This window comes from Pseudomonas sp. 1121_17 (assembly GCF_052850745.1).
On sequence record NZ_VXCX01000015.1, the window covers coordinates 1 to 26,281 of the forward strand.

Sequence of the window (26,281 nt, forward strand, 5' to 3'; positions counted from 1 at the left end):
CATAGCGCCCGAAGAAGGTGTACAAAATCATTAGGCCAGTTCACCTTGTGTCGCGAAAGGGGCGCAGAGCGCCCCCCGGCTTCCTGACTGACATCACAGCGGGTCAGCATGCACCATCACATCCGCCTGTGGGTAGCGCTCGCGGATCACTGCCGAGGCCTGCACGCACAGCGCGTGGGCATCATGCAGTGACAGCGTGCCGGGCAGCTCAAGGTGCAGTTGCACAAACCAGTAGCTGCCGGACACGCGCGTACGCAGATCATGCGCGCCGAGCACCCCGGGGATGGCTGTGACCAGCGCCAGCATCTGCTCGGCCACATCGCCGGGCAGCTCCTTGTCCATCAGGATCGCCGTACTTTCCCGAGCAATCTGCACTGCACTCCAGAGGATGTAGAACGCAATGCCCAAGCCGAACAGCGCATCCAGCTGCGGCCAGCCATAACCGGCCAGCAGCAGCGCCAGCAGGATGCTGCCATTGAGCAACAGGTCGGAGCGGTAATGCAGGGAATCGGCGCGCACCGCAGTCGAGCCGGTGGCCTTGATCACCTTGCGCTGCAGCGCAAGCAGAGCCACGGTCAGCACCAGCGACAGTAGCATCACGCCAATCCCCGCCGCCGTGTCGCCCAGCGGTTGCGGTGATTGCAGGCGACTGACCGCCTGCACCCCGATCAGCACCGCGCTGGCGCCGATGAACAACGCCTGGGCCATGCCGGCCAGCGCTTCCGCCTTGCCATGGCCAAAGCGGTGATCGTCGTCGGCCGGGCGCAGGGCGTAGTGCACTGCCAGCAAGTTGAGCAGCGAGGCCACCGCGTCCAGTGCCGAGTCGGTCAGCCCTGCCAGCAGGCTGACCGAGTCGCTCAGCCACCAGGCAATCGCCTTGCTCACCACCAGAATGCAGGCCACCGCCAGCGATGCGCGAGTGGCCAGGCGGAGCAAGCGTTGCTGTTCGGCAGTAGGCGTCATGCGTTGAGCATCCTGCGAAGTGTCAGGCGGCCGGGATCAGACCGTAGCTGGCCAACTGCTCGACGCTGCCGCGGTGCTGGATCAGGCGCGGGTCGTTGAGCGGCAGGCGCTGGCCCAGTTCGCTTTCGAGAATAGCCTGCAGCTTGCTGTTGTCGATGCTGCCATCGGCATTCACCGCCGGCTTGAGCTTGGCCGGGTCGACCTGGGCGGTGGTGCCGCCGGGGTAGTAGATCGCGCCAGTGGCAAAGTCGACACCAAAGGCGATCAGGCCCGGGATCACGTAGAACAGAATGCCGATGGCATCGAGGGCGACGATCACCGGGTCGACCTTGCCTTCGATCTGGCCACGGCGATCTGGATAGAACAACGTGCCGCAGGCCGTCAGCTGAGTCAGCAGGGTGGCAACCAGGGCGCCACCGATGACGCGGGAATGAATGCGCATGTAAATCTCCGATGGAAAATCGCAACGAAACAGGCCAGCGGCCTGCTGCCGATAGTATGACCTATCGGGCCTCGCCCGGTTCGCCGTTATACTCGGCGCCTCGTTCGAGGACCACCATGATTTCATTACCAATCGATGCCGTACTACCCGCCCTGCGCCAGGCGCTCAGCGCGCGCCACGAAGCCGTGCTGGAAGCGCCGCCTGGCGCCGGCAAGACCACCCGTGTGCCGCTGGCCCTGCTCGACGAGCCGTGGCTGGCCGGCCAGCGCATCATCATGCTCGAGCCACGCCGGCTGGCCGCACGGGCCGCAGCCGAGCGGCTCGCCAGCGAGCTGGGCGAGCAGGTTGGAGAAACGGTCGGCTATCGGATTCGGCTGGACAGCAAGGTCGGGCCGAACACCCGCATCGAAGTGGTCACCGAAGGCATCCTGACCCGCCGGCTGCAGTCCGACCCGGCACTGGATGGCGTTGGTTTGTTGATTTTCGACGAGTTTCACGAGCGCTCACTGGACGCCGATCTGGCGCTGGCGCTGACCCTCAACGGGCGGGCGCTGCTGCGCGACGAGCCAGCGCTGAAGATCCTGCTGATGTCGGCAACCCTCGAAGGCGAGCGCTTGTCGCGCCTGCTCGACGACGCTCCGGTGGTCAGCAGCCAGGGCCGCATGCACCCGGTAACGGTCCAGTGGGGCCGGCCGATGCAGCCGGGTGAGTTCGTCGAGCCGCGGGTGGTCGACTGCGTGCTGCAGGCGCTGGCCGATCAAAACGGCAGCCTGCTGGTGTTTCTGCCCGGCCAGGCCGAGATCCGCCGAGTCCATCAAAGCCTGCAGGAAGCCGTCGGCGAGCGCTCCGACATCATCCTCTGCCCGCTGCACGGCGAGCTTGACCTGAACGCCCAGCGTGCTGCCATCGAGCCGCCGGCCAAGGGCCAGCGCAAGGTGGTGCTGGCGACCAACATTGCCGAAACCAGCCTGACCATTGATGGCGTGCGGGTGGTGATCGACGCCGGCCTGGCGCGGGTGCCGCGGTTTGACCCGGGCAGCGGCATGACCCGCCTCGACACTCAGCGCATCTCCCGCGCCAGCGCCACCCAGCGCGCCGGGCGGGCAGGGCGGCTGGAGCCGGGCGTGTGCTACCGGCTGTGGTCCGAAGCGCAGCATGAACAACTGGCCGCCCACGGCACCGCAGAAATTCTCCAGGCCGACCTGGCCGGGCTGGCGCTGCAACTGGCGCGCTGGGGCGTGAGCCCGGACCAGTTGAGCTGGCTCGACCAGCCGCCTGCCGCTGCCTACGCCCAGTCGCAAGACCTGCTGGCCCGGCTTGGCGCCTTCAAACCGGCCAGCCGCAGCAACCTGAGTAGTCATGGCCAGGCCATGGCCGAACTGCCCGCGCATCCACGGATCGCCCATCTGTTGCTGCGCGGTCAGCAACTGGGCCTGAGCGAAATGGCCTGTGACGTCGCCGCGCTGCTGGGCGAGCGTGACATCCAGCGCGGTGGCGGCGCTGATCTGCACAGCCGGCTGGCACTGCTCAGCGGCCAGAGCAAAGCAGTGCGCGGTGCACAAGGCGGCGTGCAGCGCGCCCGCCAGTTGGCGCGCCAATACCGTGGCCTGCTGCGTGGCAGCGCGCAGACGCCGGTCGCCGACCCGCAGCACTCGCGCTGGCTCGGTGCACTGCTGGCGCTGGCGTATCCAGACCGGGTCGCCCAGCAGCGCCGTGACGGTGGTGCCGAGTACCGCCTGGCCAATGGTCGCGCAGCGTTGTTTGCCGAGGTCGATGGGCTGATGAAGTGCCCGTGGCTGGTGATTGCCGACCTCGGCAGCCGTCAGGGCCAGCGCGAAGAGCGGATCTATTTGGCTGCCGAGTTTGACCCTGAGTTATTCGACGGCGTGCTCGCCGAGCAGGTGCAAACCCTCGACCTGCTCGACTGGGATGAGCGTGAGCAGGTCCTGCGCGCCGAGCGCCAGCGCAAGGTCGGTGAGCTGGTGCTGAGCCGTGAAGCCCTGCCGGGGCTCAACGATGAAGCCCGCGCACAGGCGCTGCTCGGGCTGGTTCGACGCAAGAGCCTGGCCTTGTTGCCGTGGACCCCGGAGCTGCGCCAGTGGCAAGCTCGGGTGGCCTTGCTGCGACAGCTTGATGTGGCACAGAACGGCGCCAGTGACTGGCCCGATCTGTCTGAGCAGGCCCTGCTCGACAGCCTCGAAGATTGGTTACAGCCGTATCTGGGCAAAGTCTCGCGGCTCAGCCATTTTGCCCAACTGGACCTGTCGTCGATCCTGCGCAACCTGCTGCCCTGGCCGCTGCCGCAGCGGCTGGACGAGTGGGCGCCGCAGCATCTGCAGGTGCCCTCCGGCTCGAGTATCCGTCTGGACTACAGCGAGACGCCGCCGATTCTGGCGGTGCGCCTGCAAGAGCTGTTCGGTCTGGCCGACACCCCACGCATCGCCCAGGGCCGCCAGCAGGTCAAGCTGCACCTGCTGTCACCGGCACGCCGGCCAGTGCAGGTGACCCAGGATCTGGCCAACTTTTGGCGCATGACTTATGCCGAGGTGAAGAAAGACCTTAAAGGCCGTTATCCCAAGCACTACTGGCCTGATGATCCGCTGATCGCGCAGGCCACCTCGCGGGTCAAACCGCGAGGGACCTGAGCAGTGAGGGCTAGCTGGTTTTTTGCAGGAGGAACGTGGCGGTCTCACCTTCGCTGACATTCAGATAGTTGAACCGGCCGGGCTTGTGGTGGGGATTGTCTTGGAGAGTTGCTACCTTGTAGCCGCGATGGTCGCGCAGGTGGCAGAGCAGGCCCCCTTTGATCTCCTGCAAAGGTTCTACTTTCCAGTAGTCGGTTACCTCCTCGCGCCAGTAAAAGCCCAGGTATCCATTCATGCTTGCATCCAGCCTGCGCGGTACCAGCGGCCCGGTCGCGGTTTTGGGCGGGCCAGGGATGTGCAGGTGGTAATGCAGACGGTTTTCGTCCATCGAGTGGTAATCGAAGCTGATGACCAGCGATGGTTCATCGCCGCCAGTCTGCAGCCAATCGTATTCCGGAGTGACGCCCCAGGAGAACTTGTCTCTTGTCCGGCTCAAGCGCAGCGGAGTATTTCTGCCCGCTTCGTGCAGATACAGCTGGGCGCGAAATGAAGTGGCGTACGTCGCAATGATGCTCTGGTCCATGGCATGTTCCTCGCAATGTCTAAGGGGTGGGCCGCACGGTTTCGGGCGGTGTCACACCTTAGGTGGCGAGCTCTGCTCAACGGAGCCTGAAGCCCTTCCTGGCGCTGTTCATCTGCCCTGAACGGGCAACTGCAGCCCAGGCAGGGCGAGGTCGGCGCGTACGGGCAGGTGATCGGAAATCTGCTCGGTGCCGTTGCCCAGCACATAGGCCTGCAAGCGCAGCAGGCGCGGGCTATGGAAGATGAAGTCGACACTGCGATCAGGCCCGCTGAGGGCAGGGTCGTTGGGGAAGTGGGTCAGCCAGCGGGCACGCTCGGCGCCGCTGGCTTCAGCATTGCTGGGGATCATCGGGTACTTGTCCCAGAGCAGGTGCAGGTCGCTGTCCGGGGCGTAGCTGCCACGCTGGGCAGGCGGCAGGCGGCGATACTGGCCTAGCGGCAACTGCTTGAAGTCGCCGCCGAGCAGCCACGGCGTACCCTGACTTTCGAGGCGGTCGACGACCTTGCTGACGTGGTTCATTTGCCGCCTTTGCAGGTCGCTGCCGGCGCGGTAGGGCGACAGCTGGGTGTTGAGCACCGCCAGCCGGCTGCCATCGCTCAACGGCAGATAGCTGACCTGCAATGCCGGTTGCTGCTCGAGCAGCCGGCTCAGCGGGCCGTTCACGTCATTGGGCAGTTGCAGGCGCTCGGCCTTGGCGATCGAGTAGCGACTGAAGGTAGCCAGGGTGCGGCCCACGCTGCCGAAGATATGCCGGTCGGGCACAAAGCCAGCCTGCCACTGATAGCTCTGCACGCTGCACGGGTAGAGGTCGGCCAGACGCTCGTGGAGCAGGCCGAGCTGGTCCTGGTAATCGCTGGCCTTGGCGTCTTTGTCCAGCTCCTGCAGCAGCACCACATCAGGCTGCTCGGCACGGATCACCCGCGCAACCTCATCGAGGGTAAACGCCAGGTCTTCAGCGGTGGCGCGGGTATCGCTGCCCTGGCCCTGGTCGTTCCAGAACACATAGCGCTTGCCGGCCAGGTGCTGCACGTTCCAGCTCATCACCTTCAGCGGCTGGCCAGCTTGCAGGACTGGCGCCGGGTTCGGACAGGCGACTGGCAGCGCTTCACGCGGGGCAGGTTGCCAGCCCAGATGGTTGGCCAGCAACCAAAGCAAGGCCAGCGCCAGGAAAATCAATAGCAGGACGTTGCGCAGTAGTCGGATCATCGGCTCGGCTTGTCGGTGCGAATGGCGCCAGCATACCCAAGGTGGTGGCGCCGTGTCAGCGTGGTTCAGGCGCCAGCATTGGCCTCAAGCAGCATGAAGATGCGGAACAGCACCACGCTGCTGAACAACTGCAGCAGCCCACTGAGGCTGTCCATGGCCAATTGCACGCCGCCGGCGGGATCGGGGAAGGCCATCAGCAACAAGCCGTCGAGCAGCCATGCCGGTGCCAGCGAAACGAATACGCACACCAGAATGCGCATGAAATGGCCGGTGGTCATCCGCGCGCTTTCGCGCATGGCCTGCATCAACGGCATGCCGCGCAGCACCAGCAGGTACTCGGCAAACACCAGGTTGATCATGATCCAGATGCCGGGAAACACGAACAGTGCCAGGCCGGCCATGATCAACAAGGTGCTGATCATGATCAGCAAGGCCAGCGGCGGCCACAACTGCACGGCGCGGGCAAACAGATCGCGCTTGGCGATGTGCTGGTCTTGGCTGCGGGTGTCCAGGTAGAGGATCAGCGCCGCACTGTACAGCGGGTACAGTAGCAGGCTGACAAGCATGCCGTAGACCGGGGAGGCGCTGTCGCCAAGCTGGCGATAGAGCAGTTGGGTGGCCAGTGCCTCGAGCACGATCAACGGCAGGCAGAGCTGGACGATGCTCGCCAGGTGGCGGCGGAAAAAGTACAGGGAGTCGCGCAGAACGCTCAGCGGATTCATCAGTCAACATCGCATGGCAGTAATAGCAGGGGCGTAACTTTAGCCCACTCCGGCCCTTGCTGAAAAAAGTTTCACCCGTGCGCCGATTGAATCCCGCGCTGCCACCCCCCATCTTTGACGCATCCGATGTCCCGCCCAGCGCGTGAGGTAAGCATGAATACCGAAGAACAATCGCTGATCGATGGCCTGTTTGGCCGCATCAAGCAAGCCGAAGACCCCAACCAGCCGCGCGATGCCCAGGCCCAGGCCTGCATCGAAGCGCACCTGCGCACGCAGCCGGCGGCGCCGTACTACATGGCGCAGGCGATCCTGGTGCAGGAGGCTGCGCTCAAGCAGCTGGATGAAAAGAACAAGCAGCTGGAGGCCGAGCTGAAGCAGGCCCGCGCCCAGGTCGATGCGACCCGCAGCAGCACCAACAGCGGTGGCTTCCTGTCGAGCATCTTTGGTGCCGGTAGCCGCAGCCCTGATCCGCAGCCGCAGCGCCCGGCAGCACCAGCAACGTCTGGCGGTGGCTGGCGTGACCCTGCGCCTGCTGCGTACAACGCGCCACCACCAGCCCAGCAACCGCAGCAGTCGGCATTCAACGCCGCGCCGGCCCGCTCGGGTGCGTCGAGTTTTCTCGGTGGGGCCATGCAGACGGCAGCCGGCGTTGCCGGTGGCGTGCTGCTGGCGCAGGGCATCAGCAGCATGTTCCACCACAACTCGCAGCCAGAGGAAGTGGTCGAGGTGATCAAGGAAGAACCGGCGCCGGCCAGTGACAGCGGCGGCTGGCAGGACCAGGGCGGGCAGCAGCAGGTGGCCGACAACGGTGGCTACGGCGCTGACCAGGGCGGCTACGCCGACACTGACTATGGTAGCGACGATGGCGGCTTCTTCAGCGACGACGACAGCTTCGTCTGACAGCTGGCATACTGCTCAGCTTTGCGGGCGCCTGCCCGCTCAGCCGAGGCCTGGATGAAAAAAATCGCGCTGTTCGCCGACGTGCAGAACCTCTACTACACCGTCCGCCAGTCCCACGGCTGCCACTTCAACTATGCAGCCCTGTGGGCCGAAGTGAGCCGCGAGGGCACCATTGTCGAAGCGGTGGCCTATGCAATTGATCGCGGCGACAGCAAGCAACAGCAGTTTCAGCAGATTCTGCGCAACCTCGGTTTCGAGGTGCGCCTCAAGCCGTATATCCAGCGCAGCGATGGCTCGGCCAAGGGCGATTGGGATGTCGGCATTACCCTGGATGTGATCGAAGCGGCCAGCCGGGTCGACCAGGTGGTGCTGGCGTCTGGCGATGGAGATTTCGATCTGCTGCTGGAGCGGGCGATTCAGCGTCATGGGGTAGAGGCGGTGGTGTATGGCACGCCGGGGTTGACGGCGTTGTCGTTGATACGCGCGGCTAGCCGTTATGTGCCGATCGAGGGGCAGTTGCTACTGCGCCATTGACCCTGCGCGATCCCTCTGTAGCGGCCTTGCCGGGGCGCCGGACCGGTCGGAAAGGGTCGCGCAGCGGCCCCGCCATTCTGTGGTGCTGCACAGATCCTGGGCCCGCTGCGCGCGCCTTTCGCGACACAAGGCCGCTCCTACAGGGACGTATCTCAGGTTAAACTGCCGCCTTCGCTGAACCCCCCTGACGGTATTGAAATGAATTTCGCCCAACTCGGCCTGATCGAACCGCTGCTGCGCACCCTGCAGCAGCGCGACTACTCCACCCCGACGCCCGTGCAGGCCCAGGCCATCCCCGCCGTGCTGGCTGGCCGCGACCTGATGGCCGCCGCCCAGACCGGCACCGGCAAGACCGCAGGCTTTGCCCTGCCGGTGTTGCAGCGGCTGGCGCTGGAAGGTGAGAAGGTCGCCAGCAATTCGATCCGCGCACTGATCCTGGTGCCGACCCGCGAGCTGGCCGAGCAGGTCCATGCCAACGTCCAGCAATACGCCGAAAACCTGCCGGTTTCGACCTATGCCGTGTACGGCGGGGTCAGCATCAACCCGCAGATGATGCGCCTGCGCCGTGGTGTCGATCTGCTGGTGGCAACCCCAGGCCGACTGCTCGACCTGTTCCGGCAAAAAGCGGTCAAGTTCGGCCAGGTGCAGATGCTGGTGCTCGACGAAGCCGACCGCATGCTCGACCTGGGCTTTGCCGAAGAACTGCAATCGGTGTACGCCGCACTGCCGCGCAAGCGCCAGACCCTGTTGTTTTCGGCGACCTTCTCCGAGCAGATCCGCATGCTTGCAGGCCTCGCCCTGAACGACCCGCTGAGCATCGAAGTCAGCCCGCGCAACGCCGCTGCCAATACCGTCAAACAGTGGCTGGTGCCGGTCGACAAGAAGCGCAAGGCCGACCTGTTCTGCTACCTGCTGCGCAAGCAGCGCTGGAAGCAGGTGCTGGTGTTTGCCAAGACCCGTAACGGCGTCGATCAACTGGTCGAGCGCCTGCTCGCCGAAGGCGTAGTGGCCGACGGCATCCACGGCGATCGCCCGCAAGCGACTCGCCAGCGCGCACTGGATACCTTCAAGGCCCGCGAGATTCAGGTGCTGGTTGCTACCGACGTGGCCGCCCGTGGCCTGGACATCGACGACCTGCCGCTGGTGGTCAACCTCGACATGCCAATCGTCGCCGAAGACTACGTGCACCGGATTGGCCGTACTGGCCGGGCCGGCAACAAAGGCGAGGCGATTTCGCTGGTATGCGCCGATGAAGTGCAGATGCTCTCGGCGATTGAAACGCTGATCCGCCAGACGCTGCCACGCCACGAAGAACCGGACTTTATCCCCGAGCACCGGGTGCCGCTGACCGACGCCAGCGGGCAAGTGATCAAGAAACCGAAAAAGCCCAAGAAGCCCAAGGAAAACAGCGCCAAGCGTGGTCTGGGCAAATGGATGGACAGCACTGATTCGGCCGACGCCAAGCCAGCGGTGAAAGCCGTGCGCAAGGTGCCGAGCTTCAACGGTGGCCCGCGCAAGCGCAAGCCGTAAGCTGATCAGAGCCGAGCGCAGACCCTGCGTTCGGCTCGACTCGCCATCAGCGTGCGTTGAGCCACTCGGCCGCAGCCTTGCCCGCACGCAAGCCACTGGCAAAGCACGCCGTGAGCAGATAACCGCCCGTCGGTGCCTCCCAGTCGAGCATCTCGCCAGCGCAGAACACCCCCGGTAGCTGACGCAGCATCAAGCCCTCATCCAGCCCGGTAAAACGCACCCCACCGGCACTGCTGATAGCCTCGTCCAGCGGCCGCGTGCGTACCAGCTCGATCGGCAGCGCCTTGATCGCCGCCGCCAGTGCCTGCGGGTCAGCGAACGTGGCCTGATCGGTCAGTTCGCGCAACAACCCCGCCTTCACGCCATCGATGCCCAACTGACTGTGCAGATGCTTGGCCATCGAACGCGAGCCACGTGGCTTGGCCAGGGCCTGGACGATTTTGTCCACAGGCTTGTCTGGTAGCAGATCGAGCAGCAGGGTAGCGCGGCCCTCGCGGTTGATCGCCTCCCGTACCGGCGCCGACCAGGCATACACCAGGCTGCCTTCCACGCCTTGGGCGGTGAGGATGAATTCGCCCTTGCGCGGCGGGCTGTCGGGCATGGCCAGGGCGATGTTCTTCAGCGGTGCCCCGGCAAACTTGTTCACCAGCAGTTCGCTCCAGCCTGCCACTTCAAATCCACAGTTGCTCGGCTGCAATGGCGAGATATCCACAGCCCGCTCTGTCAGCAATGGCAGCCAGGCGCCGTCAGAGCCGAGCCGTGCCCAACTGCCACCACCCAGCGCCAGCACCACGGCATCAGTCTGCACGCTCAGTTCGCCCTGTGGATAAGCTATCCGCAGCGCGCCCTCGGCATTCCAGCCCAACCAACGATGCCGGGTGTGGATAACTACGCCGCTGTCGCGCAGGCGTTTGAGCCAGGCGCGCAGCAACGGCGCGGCTTTCATATCGGTGGGGAACACCCGCCCGGAGGTGCCGACAAAGGTCTCGATGCCGAGATCATGTATCCACTGGCGCAGCGAGTCGGCATCAAAGTCGCGTAACAGCGCGTCGATCTCGCGGCTGCGCTCGGCGTAGCGGCCGACAAACGCGGGATAGGGCTCGGAATGGGTGATGTTCATCCCGCCAACGCCCGCCAGGAGAAACTTGCGCCCAACCGACGGCATGGCGTCGAACACCTGCACCGCTGCGCCCGACGCTGCCAGGGCTTCGGCGGCCATCAGCCCGGCAGGGCCGGCACCGATAACGGCAACCAGAGGAGGGCGAGCAGGGTGAAGATCAGACATGGTCGGCGGCAACGGGCTGTGGAAAAGAGCCGGCATTCTACCCCAAGCACGCTTTCGCAAGCACTGCTCAAAAAATGATCAGTGCTGTGCAGGCCATACAGCTAGTGGCCTGCAGCGGGTTGCCAGCAGGTTATCCACAGGCGGTTCCACAGTCATTGTGAACAACTGATGACACGTGCTGCAGTGTGATGAAGGATGCCATGGCGTTTGGCCAGAGCCAGGCGGTCCTTGCTGTAGCCGCCACCAATCACCCCCACCACCGGAATATCCCGCCCCAGGCAATGCCGCAGGACCTTTTCATCGCGCGCCGCCAGGCCTTGGTCGGTCAGTTGCAGATAACCCAGCGCGTCGTCCTTGTGTACATCGACTCCGGCGTCGTACAGCACCAGGTCGGGCTGATACAGCGGCAGCAAATAGTTGAGCGCGTCATCCACCACCTGTAAGTACTCGGCGTCACCCATGCCCCGCGGCAGCGGGATGTCCCAATCGCTCTGCGCCTTGCGCGCGGGGAAGTTCTGCTCGCAGTGCAGCGACACGGTGATCGCCTCCGGGGTGTCTTGGAGCATGCGTGCGGTGCCGTCGCCTTGATGCACGTCGCAGTCGAAGATCAGTACCCGGTGCACGCGCCCGGCCTCCAGCAGATAACGGCTGATCACCGCCAGGTCATTGAAGATGCAAAAGCCTGCCGGGTGGTCGTAGTGGGCATGATGAGTACCGCCGGCGAGGTGGCAGGCGACGCCGTCGCGCAGGGCCATCTCGGCGCTCAACAGCGAGCCACCGACCGCCCGCACGGTGCGCCGGGCGAGCGCTTCGCTCCAGGGTAGGCCAAGCCGGCGCTGGTCTTCACGGGACAACTCGCCGCTCATGTAGCGCTCGATATAGCCGCGGTCGTGGGCCAGCGCGAGGATGTCATTGGGGCAGATTTCCGGGCGCAGCAAATCCTCGTCGCGGGTCAGGCCGCTGTCGATCAGGTGGTCGCGCAGCAGGCGAAACTTGTCCATCGGGAAGCGGTGCTCGGCGGGAAACTCCGGGCTGTAGTCGTCGTGGTAGATCAGCGGCAACGGCATGATGGGATCGCACTAGAGATGTGTGTGGATAGTGCCAGCTCCGATGGCCGTTGGGCTATTGCCGGGCGCCGCCGCGTTGCTGGGCCTACCCTGTAAGATGCGATACGACCTTTTCGGAGCTGGCTGATGACGCTGATCCCCAAACTTGAGAGCGCCCGCCTGATCTTGCGCCAGTGGCACGACGAAGACCTCGCCGAGTTTGCCGCGATGTCTGCCGACCCCCAGGTAATGCGTTACTTCCCGGCGCCGTTGAGCCGGGTCGAGACCGCTGCGCTGATCGGCCGGGTGCGCGGTCACTTCAATGAATACGGCTACGGCCTGTGGGCGCTGGAGCGCAAGGATACCGGTGCCTTCATCGGCATGACCGGCCTGCTCAACGTCAACTTCGACGCGCCGTTCGCCCCAGCGGTGGAAATCGGCTGGCGCCTGGCTCGTCGGCACTGGGGCCTGGGTTTTGCCAGCGAAGCGGCCTGGACCTGCCTGCGCTGCGCCTTCGCCCAGCTGCGTCTGGAGCAGGTGGTGTCGTTCACTACCGAGAGCAACCTGGCGTCGCAGAAGGTCATGCAGGCCATCGGCATGCAGCAGGACCTCGACGGCAGCTTCGACCACCCCAAGCTTGCCGCCGATGACCCGCTGCGCCGGCATGTGCTGTACCGCATCGACCGCGCCCACTGGCAGGACACCCTGCACGGCTGAATGGCGCTGCATGCGTAGCGCTGATGACAAATTCTGTATCATCTTGTCTTTCAAAAATGCTGTAGCGCCGTGCTGCCTAGCTAGGAGAACACCCCCATGAGCCACGTGTTGGACGACCTGGTCGACCTGTTGAGCCTTGAAGCGATCGAGGAAAACCTGTTCCGTGGCCGCAGCCAGGACCTGGGCTTTCGCCAGTTGTACGGCGGCCAGGTGCTCGGCCAGGCGCTGTCGGCTGCCAGCCAGACAGTCGAAGACGCCCGCCATGTGCATTCGCTGCATGGCTATTTTTTGCGCCCGGGCGATGCCAGCCTGCCAGTGGTGTATTCGGTTGATCGCGTGCGAGACGGTGGCAGCTTCAGCACCCGTCGGGTGACTGCGATCCAGAAAGGCCACACCATCTTTACCTGCAGCGCCTCGTTCCAGTACGACGAAGAAAGCTTCGAGCACCAGGCGCAGATGCCCGATGTGGTCGGCCCGGAAAACCTCCCCAGCGAAGTCGAACTGGCCAGCGCCATGGCCGAGCAATTGCCCGAGCGTATCCGCGACAAGGTGTTGTGTGATCGGCCGATCGAAGTGCGCCCGGTAACCGAGCGCGACCCGTTCAACCCCAAGCCCGGCGACCCGGTCAAATACGCCTGGTTCCGCACCAGCGGCAGCCTGCCGGACGTGCCCGCGCTGCACAAATACCTGCTTGCCTACGCCTCCGACTTCGGCCTGCTGACCACCGCACTGCTGCCCCATGCCAAGTCGGTGTGGCAGAAGGACATGCAGATCGCCAGCCTCGACCACTCGCTGTGGTTCCACCGTGACCTGCGCGCCGATGACTGGCTGCTGTATGCCACCGACAGCCCGTGGGCCGGCAACGCCCGTGGCTTCTGCCGCGGCAGCATCTACAACCGCGCCGGGCAACTGGTTGCCTCGTCGGCCCAGGAAGGCCTGATTCGCCATCGCAAGGACTGGTCATGAGCCTCTCGGCAGTACGCAACTGGGTGTTCGACATGGACGGCACGCTGACCGTGGCGGTGCATGACTTTGCCGCCATCCGGGTAGCGCTGGGCATTCCGCCCGAGGACGATATTCTTACCCATCTGGCCGCCTTGCCTGCTGCCGAGGCCGAAGCCAAACACGCCTGGTTGCTCGAACACGAGCGTGACCTGGCCGTGGCGTCGACTGCCGCAACTGGCGCGGTCGAGCTGGTGCGCGAGCTGGCCGGGCGTGGTTGCCAGTTGGCGATCCTCACCCGCAATGCCCGCGAGCTGGCACACGTCACCCTCGAGGCCATCGGCCTGGCCGATTGCTTCGACAAGGAGCTGGTGCTCGGCCGCGACGAAGCCGCGCCCAAACCAAGCCCCGACGGCCTGCTGAAAATCGCCCAGGCCTGGGACGTCGACCCCAGCGAGCTGGTGATGGTCGGCGATTACCGCATCGACCTGGAATGCGGCCGCACCGCGGGCGCACGCACGGTACTGGTCAACCTGCCGGACAACCCCTGGCCAGAGCTGACCGACTGGCACGCCGCCGACTGTCACCAGCTGCAGGCGATGCTCGGCTAAGCTGCACAGCACCCCAATCACTCACATAGGAACAGCTGCCATGACCAGCAAGGCCATCTACGTTCAGCCCGGCGGCGGTTACGCCAACGTCCAGATCGGCATCTGCGAGGCTGCCGCGCCGCAGGCTGGCGAGATCAGCGTGCGCCTGCACGCCAGCTCGCTCAACTACCATGACTTTGCCGTGGTCAGCGGCATGTGGGGGCCGAGCGAGCGGCGCATTCCGATGGCCGATGGCGCTGGGCTAGTGACGGCGGTGGGCGCGGGCGTCACCGAGTTCAAGGTCGGCGATGCGGTGGTCAGCACGTTCTTCCCCGACTGGCTCGACGGCCAGCCGCTGGTCGAGGGTTTTGCCAGCGTGCCTGGCGATGGTATCGATGGCTATGCGCGCCAGCAGGTTACTGCGCGCGCGACCTCGTTTACCCGTGCGCCCAGTGGCTACAGCCATGCCGAGGCCGCTACCCTGACCACGGCTGGGCTGACTGCCTGGCGTGCACTGATGGCCGATGATCAGCTCAAACCAGGTGACAGCGTGCTGGTGCAGGGCACCGGTGGCGTATCCATTTTTGCCCTGCAGTTCGCCAAGCTGGCCGGCGCTACGGTGATTGCTACTTCGTCCAGCGATGCCAAGCTGGAGCGGCTCAAGGCGCTGGGCGCCGATCATGTCATCAACTACCGCAGCACCCCGGCCTGGGGCGAGCAGGTGCGCAAGCTGACCGACAATCGTGGCGTCGATCATGTGATCGAAGTCGGCGGCCCGGCCACCCTTGAGCAGTCGATGATCGCGGCGCGGATTGGCGGGCATATTTCGCTGATCGGTATTCTTACCGGCGTCGCTGGGGAGTTGCCATTGGTGCAGGCGCTGGTGCGGCAGATTCGTCTGCAAGGCGTGCTGGTCGGCAGCCGCGCGCAGCAGCAGGCGATGGTTCGCGCTATCGACGCCAATGGCTTGCGGCCGGTGGTCGACAAGCACTTCGAGCTGGAACAGATCGTCGAGGCGTTCCAGCATCAGGAAAGCAATCGCCACTTCGGCAAGATTTGCCTGACCTTCTAAGGCCCTTCACTCGGGCAGCAAGCGGTCGCGGCTGTTGGACAGGTGCAGGCAGATCGCTGCCCGCGCCGCATCCGGGTCCTGCCGGCGGATGGCATTGAGGATCGCCTCATGTTCCAGGTTGGCCAGGTAGGCATGCCGGGCCAGCTTGGCGCCTGAGCGCTCATCGGCCGCCATGCGGTTGCGCGGGATCAAGCCGCTGCCCAGTTGCGCCATGGTCTCGCTGAAATACAGGTTGCCGGTGGCCTCGGCGATCAGCAGATGAAAGCGCCGGTCTGGTTCGATGCAACTGTCGCCGGCGGCGGCGAGGTCCTGATGATCATCCAGCGCCTGGCGCATGCGCTGCAACTGGCTGTCAGTTCGGCGCAGCGCGGCCAACGCCGCAGCCTGGCCTTCCAGACCAATCCGTAATTCCAGCAGATCACGCACGCTGGCTGCGCTTTCGGCGCCGACGCGCAGGCCGCTTTGTGCCTGGCGTTCGATAACGAAGGTGCCGATGCCATGGCGCGGCTCGACCAGCCCGGAAGCCTGCAACTTGGATAACGCCTCGCGCACCACGGTGCGGCTGACAGCGTGCTCGCGTACCAGGGTGTTTTCCGAGGGCAGCTTGTCGCCGGGCTTGAAGGTGCCGAGCAGAATCTGCTGGGTCAGGCTCGAGACCAGATCATGGGCGCGGCTGTGGCCACGTTTACGCGGGGGATCGATGGCTTCGGGGGCGGTCATGGGCGGCTCCGCAACGGTTCAGACAAGTGCCAGGGGCTCGCGGCGAGATTAGCATCGGCGCTTGTCTGACAAGTTGAAATTTCAAATTATTTTCGTCGGTATAAATCAGACAGGTGTTGTCGTTGTTTAAACCATATTCATTATTTTTGCCGAATTTATCCACTTTATAAGCTTGTATTTTGCTTTTTGCTGACCGTTCAGCATCTTGTCGTACAACTGCGTGAGGCCTATTCTGGCCTCCACTGGCATGTCAGACAACCAAGCGCGCTGCCCGCCGCCGTGACCGCCATCGACCCGCACAAAAACAATTAGTGGGAGATTCTGCAGTGAACGACACCCTCGCTCCGTCCGCACGGCGTGACGACGTGTTGACCAGCGCCGTGGCCAAGGTCAAACGCCACGTCCTGCCGCTGTTCGTCATCATGTTCATCGTCAATTACCTCGACCGCGTCAATATCGGCTTCGTCCGCCCGCACCTGGAGAGCGACCTCGGCATCAGCGCCGCCGCCTACGGCTTTGGCGCCGGGCTGTTCTTTATCGGCTACGCCTTGTTCGAGGTGCCGTCGAACATGCTGCTGCAGCGCGTCGGCGCCCGTGTGTGGCTGACCCGGATCATGTTCACCTGGGGTCTGGTGGCAACTGCCATGGCCTTCGTCCAGACCGAAACCCAGTTCTATGTGCTGCGCTTTCTGCTTGGCGTGGCCGAGGCGGGGTTCTTTCCGGGGGTGATCTATTACTTCACCCGCTGGTTGCCTGCGGCTGAGCGTGGCAAGGCGATTGCGATCTTCCTCAGTGGTTCGGCGGTTGCCTCGCTGATCTCCGGGCCATTGGCCGGCATGCTCATGCAGATTCAGGGCTTCGGCATGCACGGCTGGCAGTGGATGCTGTTCATCGAAGGCATGGCCTCGGTGTGCCTGACCTTTGTGGTGTGGTTCTGGCTCGACTCCAAACCCCACGACGCCAAGTGGCTGAGCCGTGCCGAGCAGGACGCGCTGGTCGAGACCATCGACCGCGAGCAGCGTGAGCGCGAGGCGAGCGGGGTGGTCAAGACCTCGGCCTGGCGCCTGCTCAAGGACCGGCAGATTCTGCTGTTCTGCGGCATCTACTTCTGCATCCAGCTGACCATTTACGCCGCGACCTTCTGGCTGCCGAGCATCATCAAGCGCATGGGTGATCTGTCCGACATCCAGGTCGGCTTCTTCAACTCGATCCCCTGGCTGATCTCGATCATCGCCATGTATGCCTTTGCCGCCGGCTCTGCCCGCTGGAAGTTCCAGCAAGCGTGGGTCGCCGCAGCGCTGATCATCGCCGCAATCGGCATGTTCATGTCCACCACCGGTGGCCCGGTGTTCGCCTTTGTCGCGGTGTGCTTTGCCGCCATCGGCTTCAAGTCGGCTTCGGCACTGTTCTGGCCGATCCCGCAGGGCTACCTGGATGCGCGCATCGCCGCGGCGGTGATCGCCTTGATCAACTCGGTCGGCAACCTCGGCGGCTTTGTCGCGCCAACCACCTTCGGCTTGCTCGAGCAGCACACCGGCTCGATCCAGGGCGGCCTGTATGGGCTGGCGGTGACCTCGGTACTGGCGGCGATTGTGGTGTTCTTCGTTCGCACCGGCCCCAAGGCCAACACGCCCAATGAGCTCAAACCGCAGTCGGCCCTGAGCCAGACCCACTGACCCGGCAGGAAAACAATAATGACTATGCATAACCCAGCAGACACCTTGAGCGTCACCCAGGCTCACAATGGCACCCCCGTGGTCACCGATTTGCGCGTGGTGCCGGTAGCCGGCCACGACAGCATGCTGCTCAACCTCAGCGGCGCCCATGGCCCGTATTTCACGCGCAATATCGTCGTCCTGCGCGACAGCGCCGGCAACACCGGCGTGGGCGAAGTACCTGGTGGCGAAACCATCCGCCAGACCCTCGAAGACGCCCGCAGCCTGGTAGTCGGCCAGCCCATCGGCCATTACCAGCGCGTGCTCAACTCCATGCGCCAGAACTTTGCCGGGCGCGACGTCGGCGGTCGCGGCCTGCAAACCTTCGACCTGCGCATTACCGTACACGCCGTGACGGCCATCGAGTCAGCGCTGCTCGACCTGCTCGGCCAGCACCTCGGCGTGCCCATCGCCGCCTTGCTCGGTGAAGGCCAGCAGCGCGATGCGGTGAAGATGCTCGGCTACCTGTTCTACATCGGCGACCGCCAGCAGACCGATCTGGCCTACCGTAACGAACACGATGCCGATGACGACTGGCTGCGCCTGCGCCACGAAAAGGCCATGACCCCAGAAGCGATCGTGCGCCTGGCCGAAGCCGCCAAGGCCCGCTACGGCTTCAGCGACTTCAAGCTCAAGGGCGGCGTGCTGCGGGGTGAGGACGAGATCGAAGCGGTTACCGCCCTGGCCGGACGCTTCCCGGAAGCGCGCATCACCCTCGACCCCAACGGCGCCTGGTCACTCAAGGAAGCGATTGCCCTATGCCGTGACCAGCACCATGTGCTGGCCTACGCCGAAGACCCTTGCGGTGCCGAAAACGGTTACTCCGGGCGTGAGGTGATGGCCGAGTTCCGCCGCGCCACCGGGCTGCCGACCGCGACCAACATGATCGCCACCGACTGGCGGCAGATGGGCCATGCGATCCAGCTGCAGTCGGTGGATATCCCGCTGGCCGATCCGCACTTCTGGACCATGCAAGGCTCAGTGCGCGTTGCGCAGATGTGCCATGACTGGGGCCTGACCTGGGGTTCGCATTCGAACAACCACTTTGATATTTCCCTGGCGATGTTCACCCAGGTGGCGGCCGCGGCGCCGGGCGAGATCACGGCGATCGACACGCATTGGATCTGGCAGGACGGCCAGCGTTTGACCCGTGAGCCGCTGCGCATTGTCGATGGCCATGTGCGCGTGCCGGCGCGTCCTGGCCTGGGCGTCGAGCTGGATGAAGATCAGTTGGCCAAGGCGCATGAGTGCTACCGCAATATGGGCCTCGGCGCGCGCGACGATGGCGTGGCCATGCAGTACCTGATCCCGGGGTGGAAATTCGATAACAAGCGGCCTTGCCTGGTGCGCTAGAAGACCGTGTAGCATCCGGGCGACGCGGCTTTTGTAGGAGCGGCCTTGTGTCGCGAAAGGCCCGCAAAGCGGGCCCGGCGATATCGGCGGCGAAGCCAGATCTGGGCCCGCTACGCAGGCCTTTCGCGACACAAGGCCGCTCCTACACAGACCGCGCATCATCGGCAAACCACGGCTGTACACGACAGAAAGCCCTGTCCGTTGCTACCCCTCCAGCCGCCCATGACGCAATCAGATATGCCATTCACGACATCTGCCGCGATTCGACATCGGCTGTCGTGATCGCGCACCTGCGAGGCGGTCTCGCATAATTTCCAGCCGCTCTGGCCCGGTTAAATGGATGTGCATTCGAGCTGGCGCGCTGCTCTGCAAAGCGTGTAAAACATCCCGCCAAGAGCACACACAATGTGCCTACCCCCTTGTATTCGAAGGAGATTATTTCGCCTACGCCTGCCCGTCCTTCCTTGTGTCAGCAAAAAGAGAACAAGATCAATGAACACCGTGGGATCTGATGGAAGTAACCTCGCGCAAGGGTTCAAACCCCGTCACGTAACGATGCTGTCCATCGCGGGCATTATCGGAGCGGGGCTCTTCGTAGGCTCCGGTCACGCCATTGCGGCGGCCGGCCCGGCCACCATAGTTTCTTATTTCGTCGCCGGCACCCTGGTCGTGCTGGTGATGCGCATGCTCGGCGAAATGGCCGTTGCGCACCCCGATACCGGCTCCTTTTCAACCTACGCCGACCAGGCCATCGGCCGCTGGGCCGGCTACACCATCGGCTGGCTGTACTGGTGGTTCTGGGTGCTGGTAATCCCCATCGAAGCGCTCGCCGCAGGGCATGTTCTCAACGCCTGGTTCCCACAGGTGGACAGTTGGATCTTTGCCCTGGCCTCGATCATTCTGCTGGCCGGCACCAACCTGTTTAGCGTGGCCAAGTACGGCGAGTTCGAGTTCTGGTTCGCTATCCTCAAGGTCGTGGCCATTCTCGGCTTTATCGGGCTGGGCTTTGCTGCGTTGCTGGGCTGGCTGCCCAACCGCGAAGTCAGCGGCCTTAGCACGCTGGTCGACGAGTACGGCGGCTTCGCACCAAAAGGCTGGTCGGCCGTGATCGGCGCGTTCATCACCGTGATGTTCAGCTTTATCGGCACCGAGGCGGTGACCATCGCCGCCTCCGAGTCCAGCGACCCATCGCGCAACATCGCCAAGGCCACCCGCTCGGTGATCTGGCGGATCAGCACCTTCTATATCCTGTCGATCTTCGTGATCATCTCGATCGTGCCGTGGAATGACCCGCAACTGGCCGTGGTCGGCTCGTACCAGCGCGCACTGGAAATCATGAACATCCCCAACGCTGCGTTCATGGTCGACTTCGTGGTGCTGGTCGCCGTGGCCAGTTGCATGAACTCGTCGATCTACATCGCCTCACGGATGATGTATTCGCTGGCCAAACGCGGCGACGCCCCGGCCCTGCTGAAAAACACCTCGAAGGTCGGCGTACCGCGTGCAGCCGTGTTCGGCAGCACCCTGATCGGCGCGGCGATTGCCATCCTCAACTACTTTGCCCCGGCCGGCGTGTTCGAGTTTCTGCTGGCCAGCTCCGGCGCCATCGCGCTGCTGGTGTACATGGTCATCGCCATCTCGCAGTTGCGCATGCGCCGCCGCCTGGAGCGGGAGAACACCGAGCTCAAGTTCCGCATGTGGCTGTTCCCGTACCTTACCTGGCTGGTGATCATCTTCATCGCTGCGGCGTTGAGCGTGATGATGTACACCCCCGAGCACCGCGTCGAAGTGTCGGCAACGTTGGGCTTGGCGATCATCATTTCGTTCCTCGGCATCATCACTACCCGCGGCCACGGCCGCGCCACCGCAGCCAAGCCGCTCGCAGACACCGCGTAGCATAGGCATGCGCTCCTGCTCTTGTCCGCGCATGGCATTGCTGTGCGCTGTCAGGTGTGGCTTGCAAGTGCCTCAGCCTGCCAACTTCCCCCAGAACTCCTGCGCTGACTGGCTGATCGGTCCGGTCGGTCGGGTCAGGTGGATTTCCAGTGGGATATCCCAACTCTCGTCCAGTGCGCGCACCAAGCGCCCATCGGTGACTTCCTGTTCGGTCAGGCTGCGCGGCAGCCAGGCCACGCCTTTGCTCTCCAGCGCCATCGACATCAGCACCGCCGCCAGGTGGCTGCTGAACAGCGGCTTCAGGTGCAGGTATTCCTCCTTGCCGCGCAAGCGGTGGGCAACGATGCGCCCCAGGCCCGACTCATGGGTGTAAGCCAGATAAGGCAGCGCCTCAGGTGAGGTGCCAAAGTTGGCCGAGGCACTCGCCAGCGGCACCAGCACATCCTCGCCGACCTTCTTGCTGACGAACTGATCCGGCGCCAGCAGCGGCGGTACGTCAGGGTGGCGGTGGCAGAGCATGAACTGCACCTGACCATGGATCAGCATCTGCTCGCACACCGCCATGCTGTCCGAATGCAGCTGCACCGCTTCGATCGGCGCGCCGTTTTCTGCGCTGCGCAGCCACTTCGGAAAGAACGTGAACGACAGCGAATGGGTGGCCGCAAAATGCAGCGACTTGGCCGCCATGCCCGCCACTTCCTGGGCCTCGGTGCGCATGCGGTACAGGCGCCTGGCCGCGTCCTGCGCACTCGGCAGGATCTGCCTGCCGGCCTCGGTCAAGGTCGCCCCCTGCGGGGTGCGGATGAACAGTTGCACGCCCATCCAGTTCTCCAGCGCCCGCACCCGACGGCTGAACGCCGGCTGGGTAACGTGGCGTGCTTCGGCGGCGCGCACGAAGCTGCCGTACTCCGCCAACGCGGAAAGATCCTCCAGCCAAACCAGTTCCAAGGGCCATGCCTCCTGTGCATAGGGTCCGGCATTAATAGCATTGGGCGGGTACCCTCGCAACGCCTAACGTGGGGCCACAAACAACAACAGGAACCCCGCCATGCGCATCGTCGACATTCGTGAAAAAACCGTTTCGATTGCCTCGCCCATCGCCAACGCCTACATCGACTTCTCGAAAATGACCTGCTCGGTGGTCGCCGTGGTCACCGACGTGATCCGCGATGGCAAGCCGGTGATCGGCTACGGCTTCAACTCAAACGGCCGCTACGGCCAGGGCGCGCTGATGCGCGATCGCTTCCTCGCGCGCATCACCGAAGCCGACCCGGAGACCTTGATCGACCACGAGAACAACAACCTCGACCCGTTCGCCATCTGGAAAACCCTGATGACCAACGAAAAGCCCGGCGGCCACGGTGAGCGCTCGGTTGCCGTCGGCACCATCGACATGGCCGTGTGGGATGCGGTGGCCAAGATCGAAGGCAAACCGCTCTATCGCCTGCTGGCTGACCGCTACCGCAATGGCGTCGCCGACGACAAGGTGTGGGTCTACGCCGCTGGCGGCTACTACTACCCCGGCAAAGACCAGACCAAGCTCAAGGCCGAAATGCAAAGCTACCTCGACCGCGGCTACGACGTGGTCAAGATGAAGATCGGCGCCGTGCCGCTGGACGAAGACATCCGCCGTATCGAAGCCGTGCTCGAAGTGGTCGGCGACGGCCAACGCCTGGCGGTCGACGCCAACGGCCGCTTCGACCTGCAGACCGGCATCGCCTACGCCGAGGCGATCAAGAAGTACAACCTGTTCTGGTACGAAGAAGTCGGCGACCCGCTCGATTACGCCCTGCAAGCCGAGCTCGCCAACCACTACGAATTGCCGATGGCCACCGGCGAAAACCTGTTCTCGCACCAGGACGCGCGCAACCTGCTGCGTCACGGCGGCATGCGCCCCGACCGCGACTACCTGCAGTTCGACTGCGCGCTGTCGTACGGCCTGGTCGAGTACATGCGCACCCTCAAAGTAATGGAAGACCTAGGCTGGTCATCGCGCCGCGTGGTCCCTCATGGCGGCCACCAGATGTCGCTGAATATCGCCGCCGGCCTGCACCTGGGCGGCAACGAATCCTACCCGGACGTGTTCCAGCCATTCGGCGGCTTTGCCGACGGCATCCAGGTTGAGAACGGCTATGTCGGCCTGCCGGATATCCCAGGCGTCGGCTTTGAAGCCAAGTCTGCGCTGTACGCAGTCATGCGCGAACTGGGCGAGGGCTGAGCCACCCCCGCGCTGCGGTCTTGCGATAGAGACCGCAGCGTCGGCGTCGCCTGCCGACGCCAAGCCACACGCCCATCACAACAATAAAATGAGGTGCATTCGTGGAAACGTCCAAGTCCCGCTGGTACAGCCAGCTCTACGTGCAAGTGCTGATCGGCATCGTCATCGGCGCCGCCATCGGTTACTTCGTGCCCGACATCGGCGCCAAGCTGCAGCCGTTTGCCGACGGCTTCATCAAACTGATCAAGATGCTGCTGGCGCCGATCATCTTCGGCACGGTGGTAGTCGGCATCGCCAAGATGGGCAGCATCAAGGAAGTCGGCCGCATCGGCGTCAAGGCGCTGATCTACTTCGAGATCCTCTCGACCATCGCCTTGGTGGTTGGCCTGATCGTGGTCAACCTGGTCAAACCCGGCGAAGGCATGAACATCAATGCCGCCGGCCTCGATGGCAGTGCCATCAGTAAGTACAGCCAGGCTGCCAGCGAACAGGGCGGTACCGTTGATTTCTTCCTCAATATCATCCCCAGTACTTTTGTTGGCGCGTTCTCCAATGGGGTGATGCTGCAGGTCATTCTGCTCTCGGTATTGATGGGTGTGGCGCTGGTGCAGATGGGCGAAACCAGCAAGCCGCTGATCAACACCATCGACCTGTTCCTGCAGGGCCTGTTCAAGATCGTCGCCATGGTCATGCGCCTGGCCCCGCTCGGCGCCGGTGCCGGCATGGCGTTCACCATCGGCAAGTACGGCATTGGCACCTTGCTCTCGCTCGGGCAGTTGCTGGTGGCGCTGTACATCACCACGCTGATCTTTATCGTGGTGGTGCTCGGGGCTGTGGCCAGATGGTCGGGCATGCCGTTGATGCAGTTTTTGCGTTACTTCAAGGACGAGATTCTGATCACCCTGGGGACCTGCTCAACCGAGGCGGTGCTGCCGCGGATGATGGTCAAGCTTGAGAAGCTAGGCTGCAAGAAGTCGGTGGTGGGGATGGTGTTGCCGACCGGGTATACCTTCAATGCCGACGGCACTTGCATCTATCTGACCATGGCGGCGATCTTCATCGCCCAGGCGACCAATACGCCGCTGACGTTCATGGATCAGATGATCTTGCTTGGCGTGTTTCTGCTGACCTCGAAAGGCTCGGCCGGGGTGGCGGGGGCAGGCTTTGTGACGCTGGCGGCGACGTTGACCACGATTCATTCGATACCGTTGGTGGGGCTGGTGTTGCTGCTTGGGATTGACCGCTTCCTGAACGAGGCGCGGGCGGTGACCAACTTGATTGGCAATGGGATTGGCACGATTGCGATTGCCAAGTGGGACAACTCGTTTGATGTGGCGGCGTGTGAGCGCGAGATTGCTGCGATGAAGGAAGAGAAGGCGGCGAGGAAAGCCCTGCTGGCGCATAAGTAAGCCGCACGCGTGTGCGTAGGAGCGGCCTTGTGTCGCGAAAGGCCAGCGCAGCTGGCCCGGCGATATTGGCGGCGAAGCTGAGAATCTGGGGCCGCTACGCGGCCCTTTCGCGACACAAGGCCGCTCCTACGCCGACCGCGTTATACCTTGGGTTCAGCTCTCGACGGTCTGCTGCTTGGCAATCTCCTGATTACGCAGAATAAACCGTTGCAACTTGCCGCTCGGGGTCTTCGGTAGTTGCTCGACGAAGTCGATCTCACGCGGGTAGGCATGCGCAGCCAGGCGGTTGCGCACGTGCAGGCGCAGCACTTCGGCAAGCTCCGGGCTTGGTGCATGGCCGCTGTGCAGTACCACAAACGCCTTGATCAACTCGGTGCGCTGCGGGTCGGGTTTGCCGATCACAGCGGCTTCGACCACCGCCGGGTGTTCGATCAGCGCGCTCTCGACATCGAACGGGCCGACGCGATAACCGGAGGTGGTGATCACGTCGTCGTTGCGGCCGACAAAGCTGATGCTGCCGTCGTCATTCAACTCGACGATATCGCCACTCAGGTAATAGTGGTCGACAAAGGCCTTGGTCGGCATGCCGTAATAACCGTCGAACCAGCACAGCGGCGAGCGCTTGCGATCGACCGCGAGCACGCCCGGCTGACCGGGTGGCAGCTCGCGGCGCTGTTCATCCAGCACCACGATGCGGCAACCCGGCACGGCGTAACCCGCTGAGCCCTCGCGGATCGGGTGGCTGAGGCCGTGGTGGTTGCACAGCACCATGCCGACTTCGGTTTGGCCGTAGTGGTCGTGAATCACCACGCCAAGCTCTTCGGCAAACCAGCGGATCACCTGCGGATTGAGCGGCTCGCCGGCACTGCTGACGGCGCGCAGTTTGCCGCGAATGGCATCGGAGAATTCAGCACCCGCGGCGATCAGCAAGCGGTACGCGGTGGGTGAGCCGGCGAGGTTGCTGATCGCGTATTTGTTGATCAGGCGGCTGGTGCTTTCGACCGAGAACGGGCCGTCGTAGAACAGCGTAGCCTGGCCGCAGGCGAGCGGGCCGGTGACGGCGTAGTACAGGCCGTAGGCCCAGCCGGGGTCGGCGAGGTTCCAGAAGCGGTCGTCGTCGCGCAGCTCGATCGCGTCGCGCATATAGCTCTTGAACGCGAGGATGGCGCGCAGGGGCACTTCCAGCGGTTTGGCCGGGCCGGTGGTGCCGGAGGTGCACATCAGCAGAAACGGCGCGTTGCCGTCGAGCAGCGCCGGCGGGCAGTCAGCCGAATGCTGGGACAGCACGTCCCAGAAATCGAAGTCGTCCAGGTCCAGCCTGTCCGCGCCAACGACGATGATGTTCGGGCAGTCGGCGATCTCGTCGAGCTTGGAGCGGTTGTGTGGGTCGGTGAGCAGCCAGCGCGCCTTGGAGCAGCTCAGGCGTTGTTCGATGGCCTTGGGCCCGAACGCAGTGAACAAGGGCTGATAGACCGCGCCGATGCGCCAGGTGCCGAGGATGGCAATCAACAGCTCAGCCGTGCGCGGCATCAGCCCGGCGACGCGGTCGCCCGGCTTGACGCCCTGGCTGCGCAGGAAGTTACCGAATTGCGCGGCCTGAATCTGCAGCTCGCGAAAGGTGTGCTGGGTCGCACGGCCATCACGGGTTTCGCAGTACAACGCCACGGCGTCACTGTAGGCGTGGCGGTCGCAGCATTCGATGCAGGCGTTCATCGCGGCCAGCTCGCCGCGAAGGTCTTGCGCGGCCAGCTGGTGGTAATTGAAGGAGGTCACTGCTGAGTCGTAATCGCGCATAAAGTACCTGATTGTTATTGTTTGGAATCTTTAACGCCGCGCTGGCGCTGGGTTAGCTG

At 64.0% G+C, this 26,281-nt stretch carries 23 protein-coding genes; 13 read left to right on the forward strand and 10 right to left on the reverse strand.

The features are described from left to right. Window positions 1-93: 93 nt before the first annotated feature. Together FW789_RS21650 and FW789_RS21655 are read right to left on the reverse strand one after the other, a co-directional pair. Window positions 94-963: a cation diffusion facilitator family transporter gene (locus FW789_RS21650; RefSeq protein ID WP_411562534.1), complete on the reverse strand. Its 870-nt coding sequence runs from the start codon at window positions 961-963 to the stop codon at window positions 94-96. Window positions 964-985: 22 nt separating this feature from the next. Then, window positions 986-1,405, reverse strand: coding sequence for a polyribonucleotide nucleotidyltransferase (locus FW789_RS21655; RefSeq protein ID WP_101322234.1), 420 nt, complete (start codon window positions 1,403-1,405; stop codon window positions 986-988). Between the two features lie 116 nt (window positions 1,406-1,521). On the opposite strand from FW789_RS21655, the gene hrpB reads away from it, so the two are divergent. Further along, window positions 1,522-4,050, forward strand: coding sequence for an ATP-dependent helicase HrpB (gene hrpB, locus FW789_RS21660; protein ID WP_446432015.1), 2,529 nt, complete (start codon window positions 1,522-1,524; stop codon window positions 4,048-4,050). Between the two features lie 10 nt (window positions 4,051-4,060). On the opposite strand, the gene FW789_RS21665 is transcribed toward hrpB, so the two are convergent. The 3 genes from FW789_RS21665 to FW789_RS21675 all read right to left on the reverse strand — a co-directional run bounded on the left by FW789_RS21665 (window position 4,061) and on the right by FW789_RS21675 (window position 6,501). Further along, window positions 4,061-4,573, reverse strand: coding sequence for a hypothetical protein (locus FW789_RS21665; RefSeq protein ID WP_411564248.1), 513 nt, complete (start codon window positions 4,571-4,573; stop codon window positions 4,061-4,063). A 108-nt stretch (window positions 4,574-4,681) separates the two neighbouring features. Further along, window positions 4,682-5,779: an endonuclease/exonuclease/phosphatase family protein gene (locus FW789_RS21670; RefSeq protein ID WP_103435088.1), complete on the reverse strand. Its 1,098-nt coding sequence runs from the start codon at window positions 5,777-5,779 to the stop codon at window positions 4,682-4,684. A gap of 65 nt (window positions 5,780-5,844) precedes the next feature. Further along, entirely contained in the window at window positions 5,845-6,501 is a 657-nt protein-coding gene (locus FW789_RS21675) for a YciC family protein (protein WP_101322230.1), read from the reverse strand. Between the two features lie 153 nt (window positions 6,502-6,654). On the opposite strand from FW789_RS21675, the gene FW789_RS21680 reads away from it, so the two are divergent. The 3 genes from FW789_RS21680 to FW789_RS21690 all read left to right on the forward strand — a co-directional run bounded on the left by FW789_RS21680 (window position 6,655) and on the right by FW789_RS21690 (window position 9,465). Beyond that, window positions 6,655-7,401 (forward strand): DUF2076 domain-containing protein, encoded by a 747-nt coding sequence (locus FW789_RS21680; protein ID WP_103435087.1) that lies wholly within the window; start codon window positions 6,655-6,657, stop codon window positions 7,399-7,401. A gap of 54 nt (window positions 7,402-7,455) precedes the next feature. Continuing rightward, window positions 7,456-7,935, forward strand: coding sequence for a LabA-like NYN domain-containing protein (locus tag FW789_RS21685; protein ID WP_446432016.1), 480 nt, complete (start codon window positions 7,456-7,458; stop codon window positions 7,933-7,935). Between the two features lie 198 nt (window positions 7,936-8,133). After that, window positions 8,134-9,465 (forward strand): DEAD/DEAH box helicase, encoded by a 1,332-nt coding sequence (locus tag FW789_RS21690; protein WP_103435085.1) that lies wholly within the window; start codon window positions 8,134-8,136, stop codon window positions 9,463-9,465. A 46-nt stretch (window positions 9,466-9,511) separates the two neighbouring features. Here the strand turns inward: FW789_RS21690 and FW789_RS21695 are convergent, their stop codons facing one another. Together FW789_RS21695 and FW789_RS21700 are read right to left on the reverse strand one after the other, a co-directional pair. Beyond that, entirely contained in the window at window positions 9,512-10,750 is a 1,239-nt protein-coding gene (locus FW789_RS21695) for a TIGR03862 family flavoprotein (RefSeq protein WP_446432017.1), read from the reverse strand. A gap of 152 nt (window positions 10,751-10,902) precedes the next feature. Continuing rightward, window positions 10,903-11,817 carry a histone deacetylase family protein gene (locus tag FW789_RS21700; protein WP_103435084.1) on the reverse strand — a complete coding sequence of 305 codons (915 nt, stop codon included), beginning with the start codon at window positions 11,815-11,817 and terminating at the stop codon, window positions 10,903-10,905. Between the two features lie 126 nt (window positions 11,818-11,943). Between FW789_RS21700 and FW789_RS21705 the strand changes: the two genes are divergently transcribed. The 4 genes from FW789_RS21705 (at window position 11,944) to FW789_RS21720 (ending at window position 15,117) form a co-directional block, all read left to right on the forward strand. Continuing rightward, window positions 11,944-12,513, forward strand: coding sequence for a GNAT family N-acetyltransferase (locus FW789_RS21705; protein WP_446432018.1), 570 nt, complete (start codon window positions 11,944-11,946; stop codon window positions 12,511-12,513). Between the two features lie 96 nt (window positions 12,514-12,609). Beyond that, window positions 12,610-13,479: an acyl-CoA thioesterase II gene (tesB, locus tag FW789_RS21710; RefSeq protein ID WP_101322224.1), complete on the forward strand. Its 870-nt coding sequence runs from the start codon at window positions 12,610-12,612 to the stop codon at window positions 13,477-13,479. Next, window positions 13,476-14,066, forward strand: a complete 591-nt coding sequence (locus FW789_RS21715) for an HAD family hydrolase (RefSeq protein ID WP_103435081.1) — start codon at window positions 13,476-13,478, stop codon at window positions 14,064-14,066. The genes tesB and FW789_RS21715 overlap by 4 nt, the downstream gene beginning before the upstream one ends. Before the next feature lie 40 nt (window positions 14,067-14,106). Continuing rightward, a complete protein-coding gene (locus FW789_RS21720) occupies window positions 14,107-15,117 on the forward strand; it encodes a zinc-dependent alcohol dehydrogenase family protein (protein WP_446432019.1) in 1,011 nt (336 codons plus the stop codon). A 6-nt stretch (window positions 15,118-15,123) separates the two neighbouring features. Here FW789_RS21720 and FW789_RS21725 read toward each other — a convergent pair whose 3' ends face one another. Further along, window positions 15,124-15,837 carry a FadR/GntR family transcriptional regulator gene (locus FW789_RS21725; RefSeq protein WP_101322221.1) on the reverse strand — a complete coding sequence of 238 codons (714 nt, stop codon included), beginning with the start codon at window positions 15,835-15,837 and terminating at the stop codon, window positions 15,124-15,126. A gap of 326 nt (window positions 15,838-16,163) precedes the next feature. On the opposite strand from FW789_RS21725, the gene FW789_RS21730 reads away from it, so the two are divergent. From FW789_RS21730 to gabP, 3 genes are all read left to right on the forward strand, one after another. Further along, a complete protein-coding gene (locus tag FW789_RS21730; protein ID WP_446432020.1) occupies window positions 16,164-17,513 on the forward strand; it encodes an MFS transporter in 1,350 nt (449 codons plus the stop codon). Between the two features lie 24 nt (window positions 17,514-17,537). Continuing rightward, complete coding sequence (gudD, locus tag FW789_RS21735; protein WP_446432044.1) at window positions 17,538-18,905, forward strand: glucarate dehydratase; 1,368 nt, start codon at window positions 17,538-17,540, stop codon at window positions 18,903-18,905. A 492-nt stretch (window positions 18,906-19,397) separates the two neighbouring features. Continuing rightward, on the forward strand, window positions 19,398-20,801 hold the full coding sequence (gene gabP / locus FW789_RS21740) for a GABA permease (RefSeq protein WP_103435078.1): 1,404 nt from the start codon (window positions 19,398-19,400) through the stop codon (window positions 20,799-20,801). Window positions 20,802-20,873: 72 nt separating this feature from the next. On the opposite strand, the gene FW789_RS21745 is transcribed toward gabP, so the two are convergent. Beyond that, on the reverse strand, window positions 20,874-21,749 hold the full coding sequence (locus FW789_RS21745) for a LysR family transcriptional regulator (RefSeq protein ID WP_446432021.1): 876 nt from the start codon (window positions 21,747-21,749) through the stop codon (window positions 20,874-20,876). Window positions 21,750-21,849: 100 nt separating this feature from the next. Here FW789_RS21745 and FW789_RS21750 point away from each other — a divergent pair, with 100 nt between their 5' ends. Both FW789_RS21750 and dctA read left to right on the forward strand, forming a co-directional pair. Then, window positions 21,850-23,019 carry a mandelate racemase/muconate lactonizing enzyme family protein gene (locus FW789_RS21750; RefSeq protein ID WP_101322207.1) on the forward strand — a complete coding sequence of 390 codons (1,170 nt, stop codon included), beginning with the start codon at window positions 21,850-21,852 and terminating at the stop codon, window positions 23,017-23,019. A gap of 101 nt (window positions 23,020-23,120) precedes the next feature. Then, entirely contained in the window at window positions 23,121-24,428 is a 1,308-nt protein-coding gene (gene dctA, locus FW789_RS21755) for a C4-dicarboxylate transporter DctA (RefSeq protein ID WP_103435076.1), read from the forward strand. 153 nt (window positions 24,429-24,581) lie between these two features. On the opposite strand, the gene FW789_RS21760 is transcribed toward dctA, so the two are convergent. Then, the gene (locus FW789_RS21760) at window positions 24,582-26,222 is read right to left on the reverse strand and encodes an AMP-binding protein (protein ID WP_446432022.1); all 1,641 of its coding nucleotides are present in this window, start codon (window positions 26,220-26,222) and stop codon (window positions 24,582-24,584) included. Window positions 26,223-26,281: the final 59 nt, after the last annotated feature.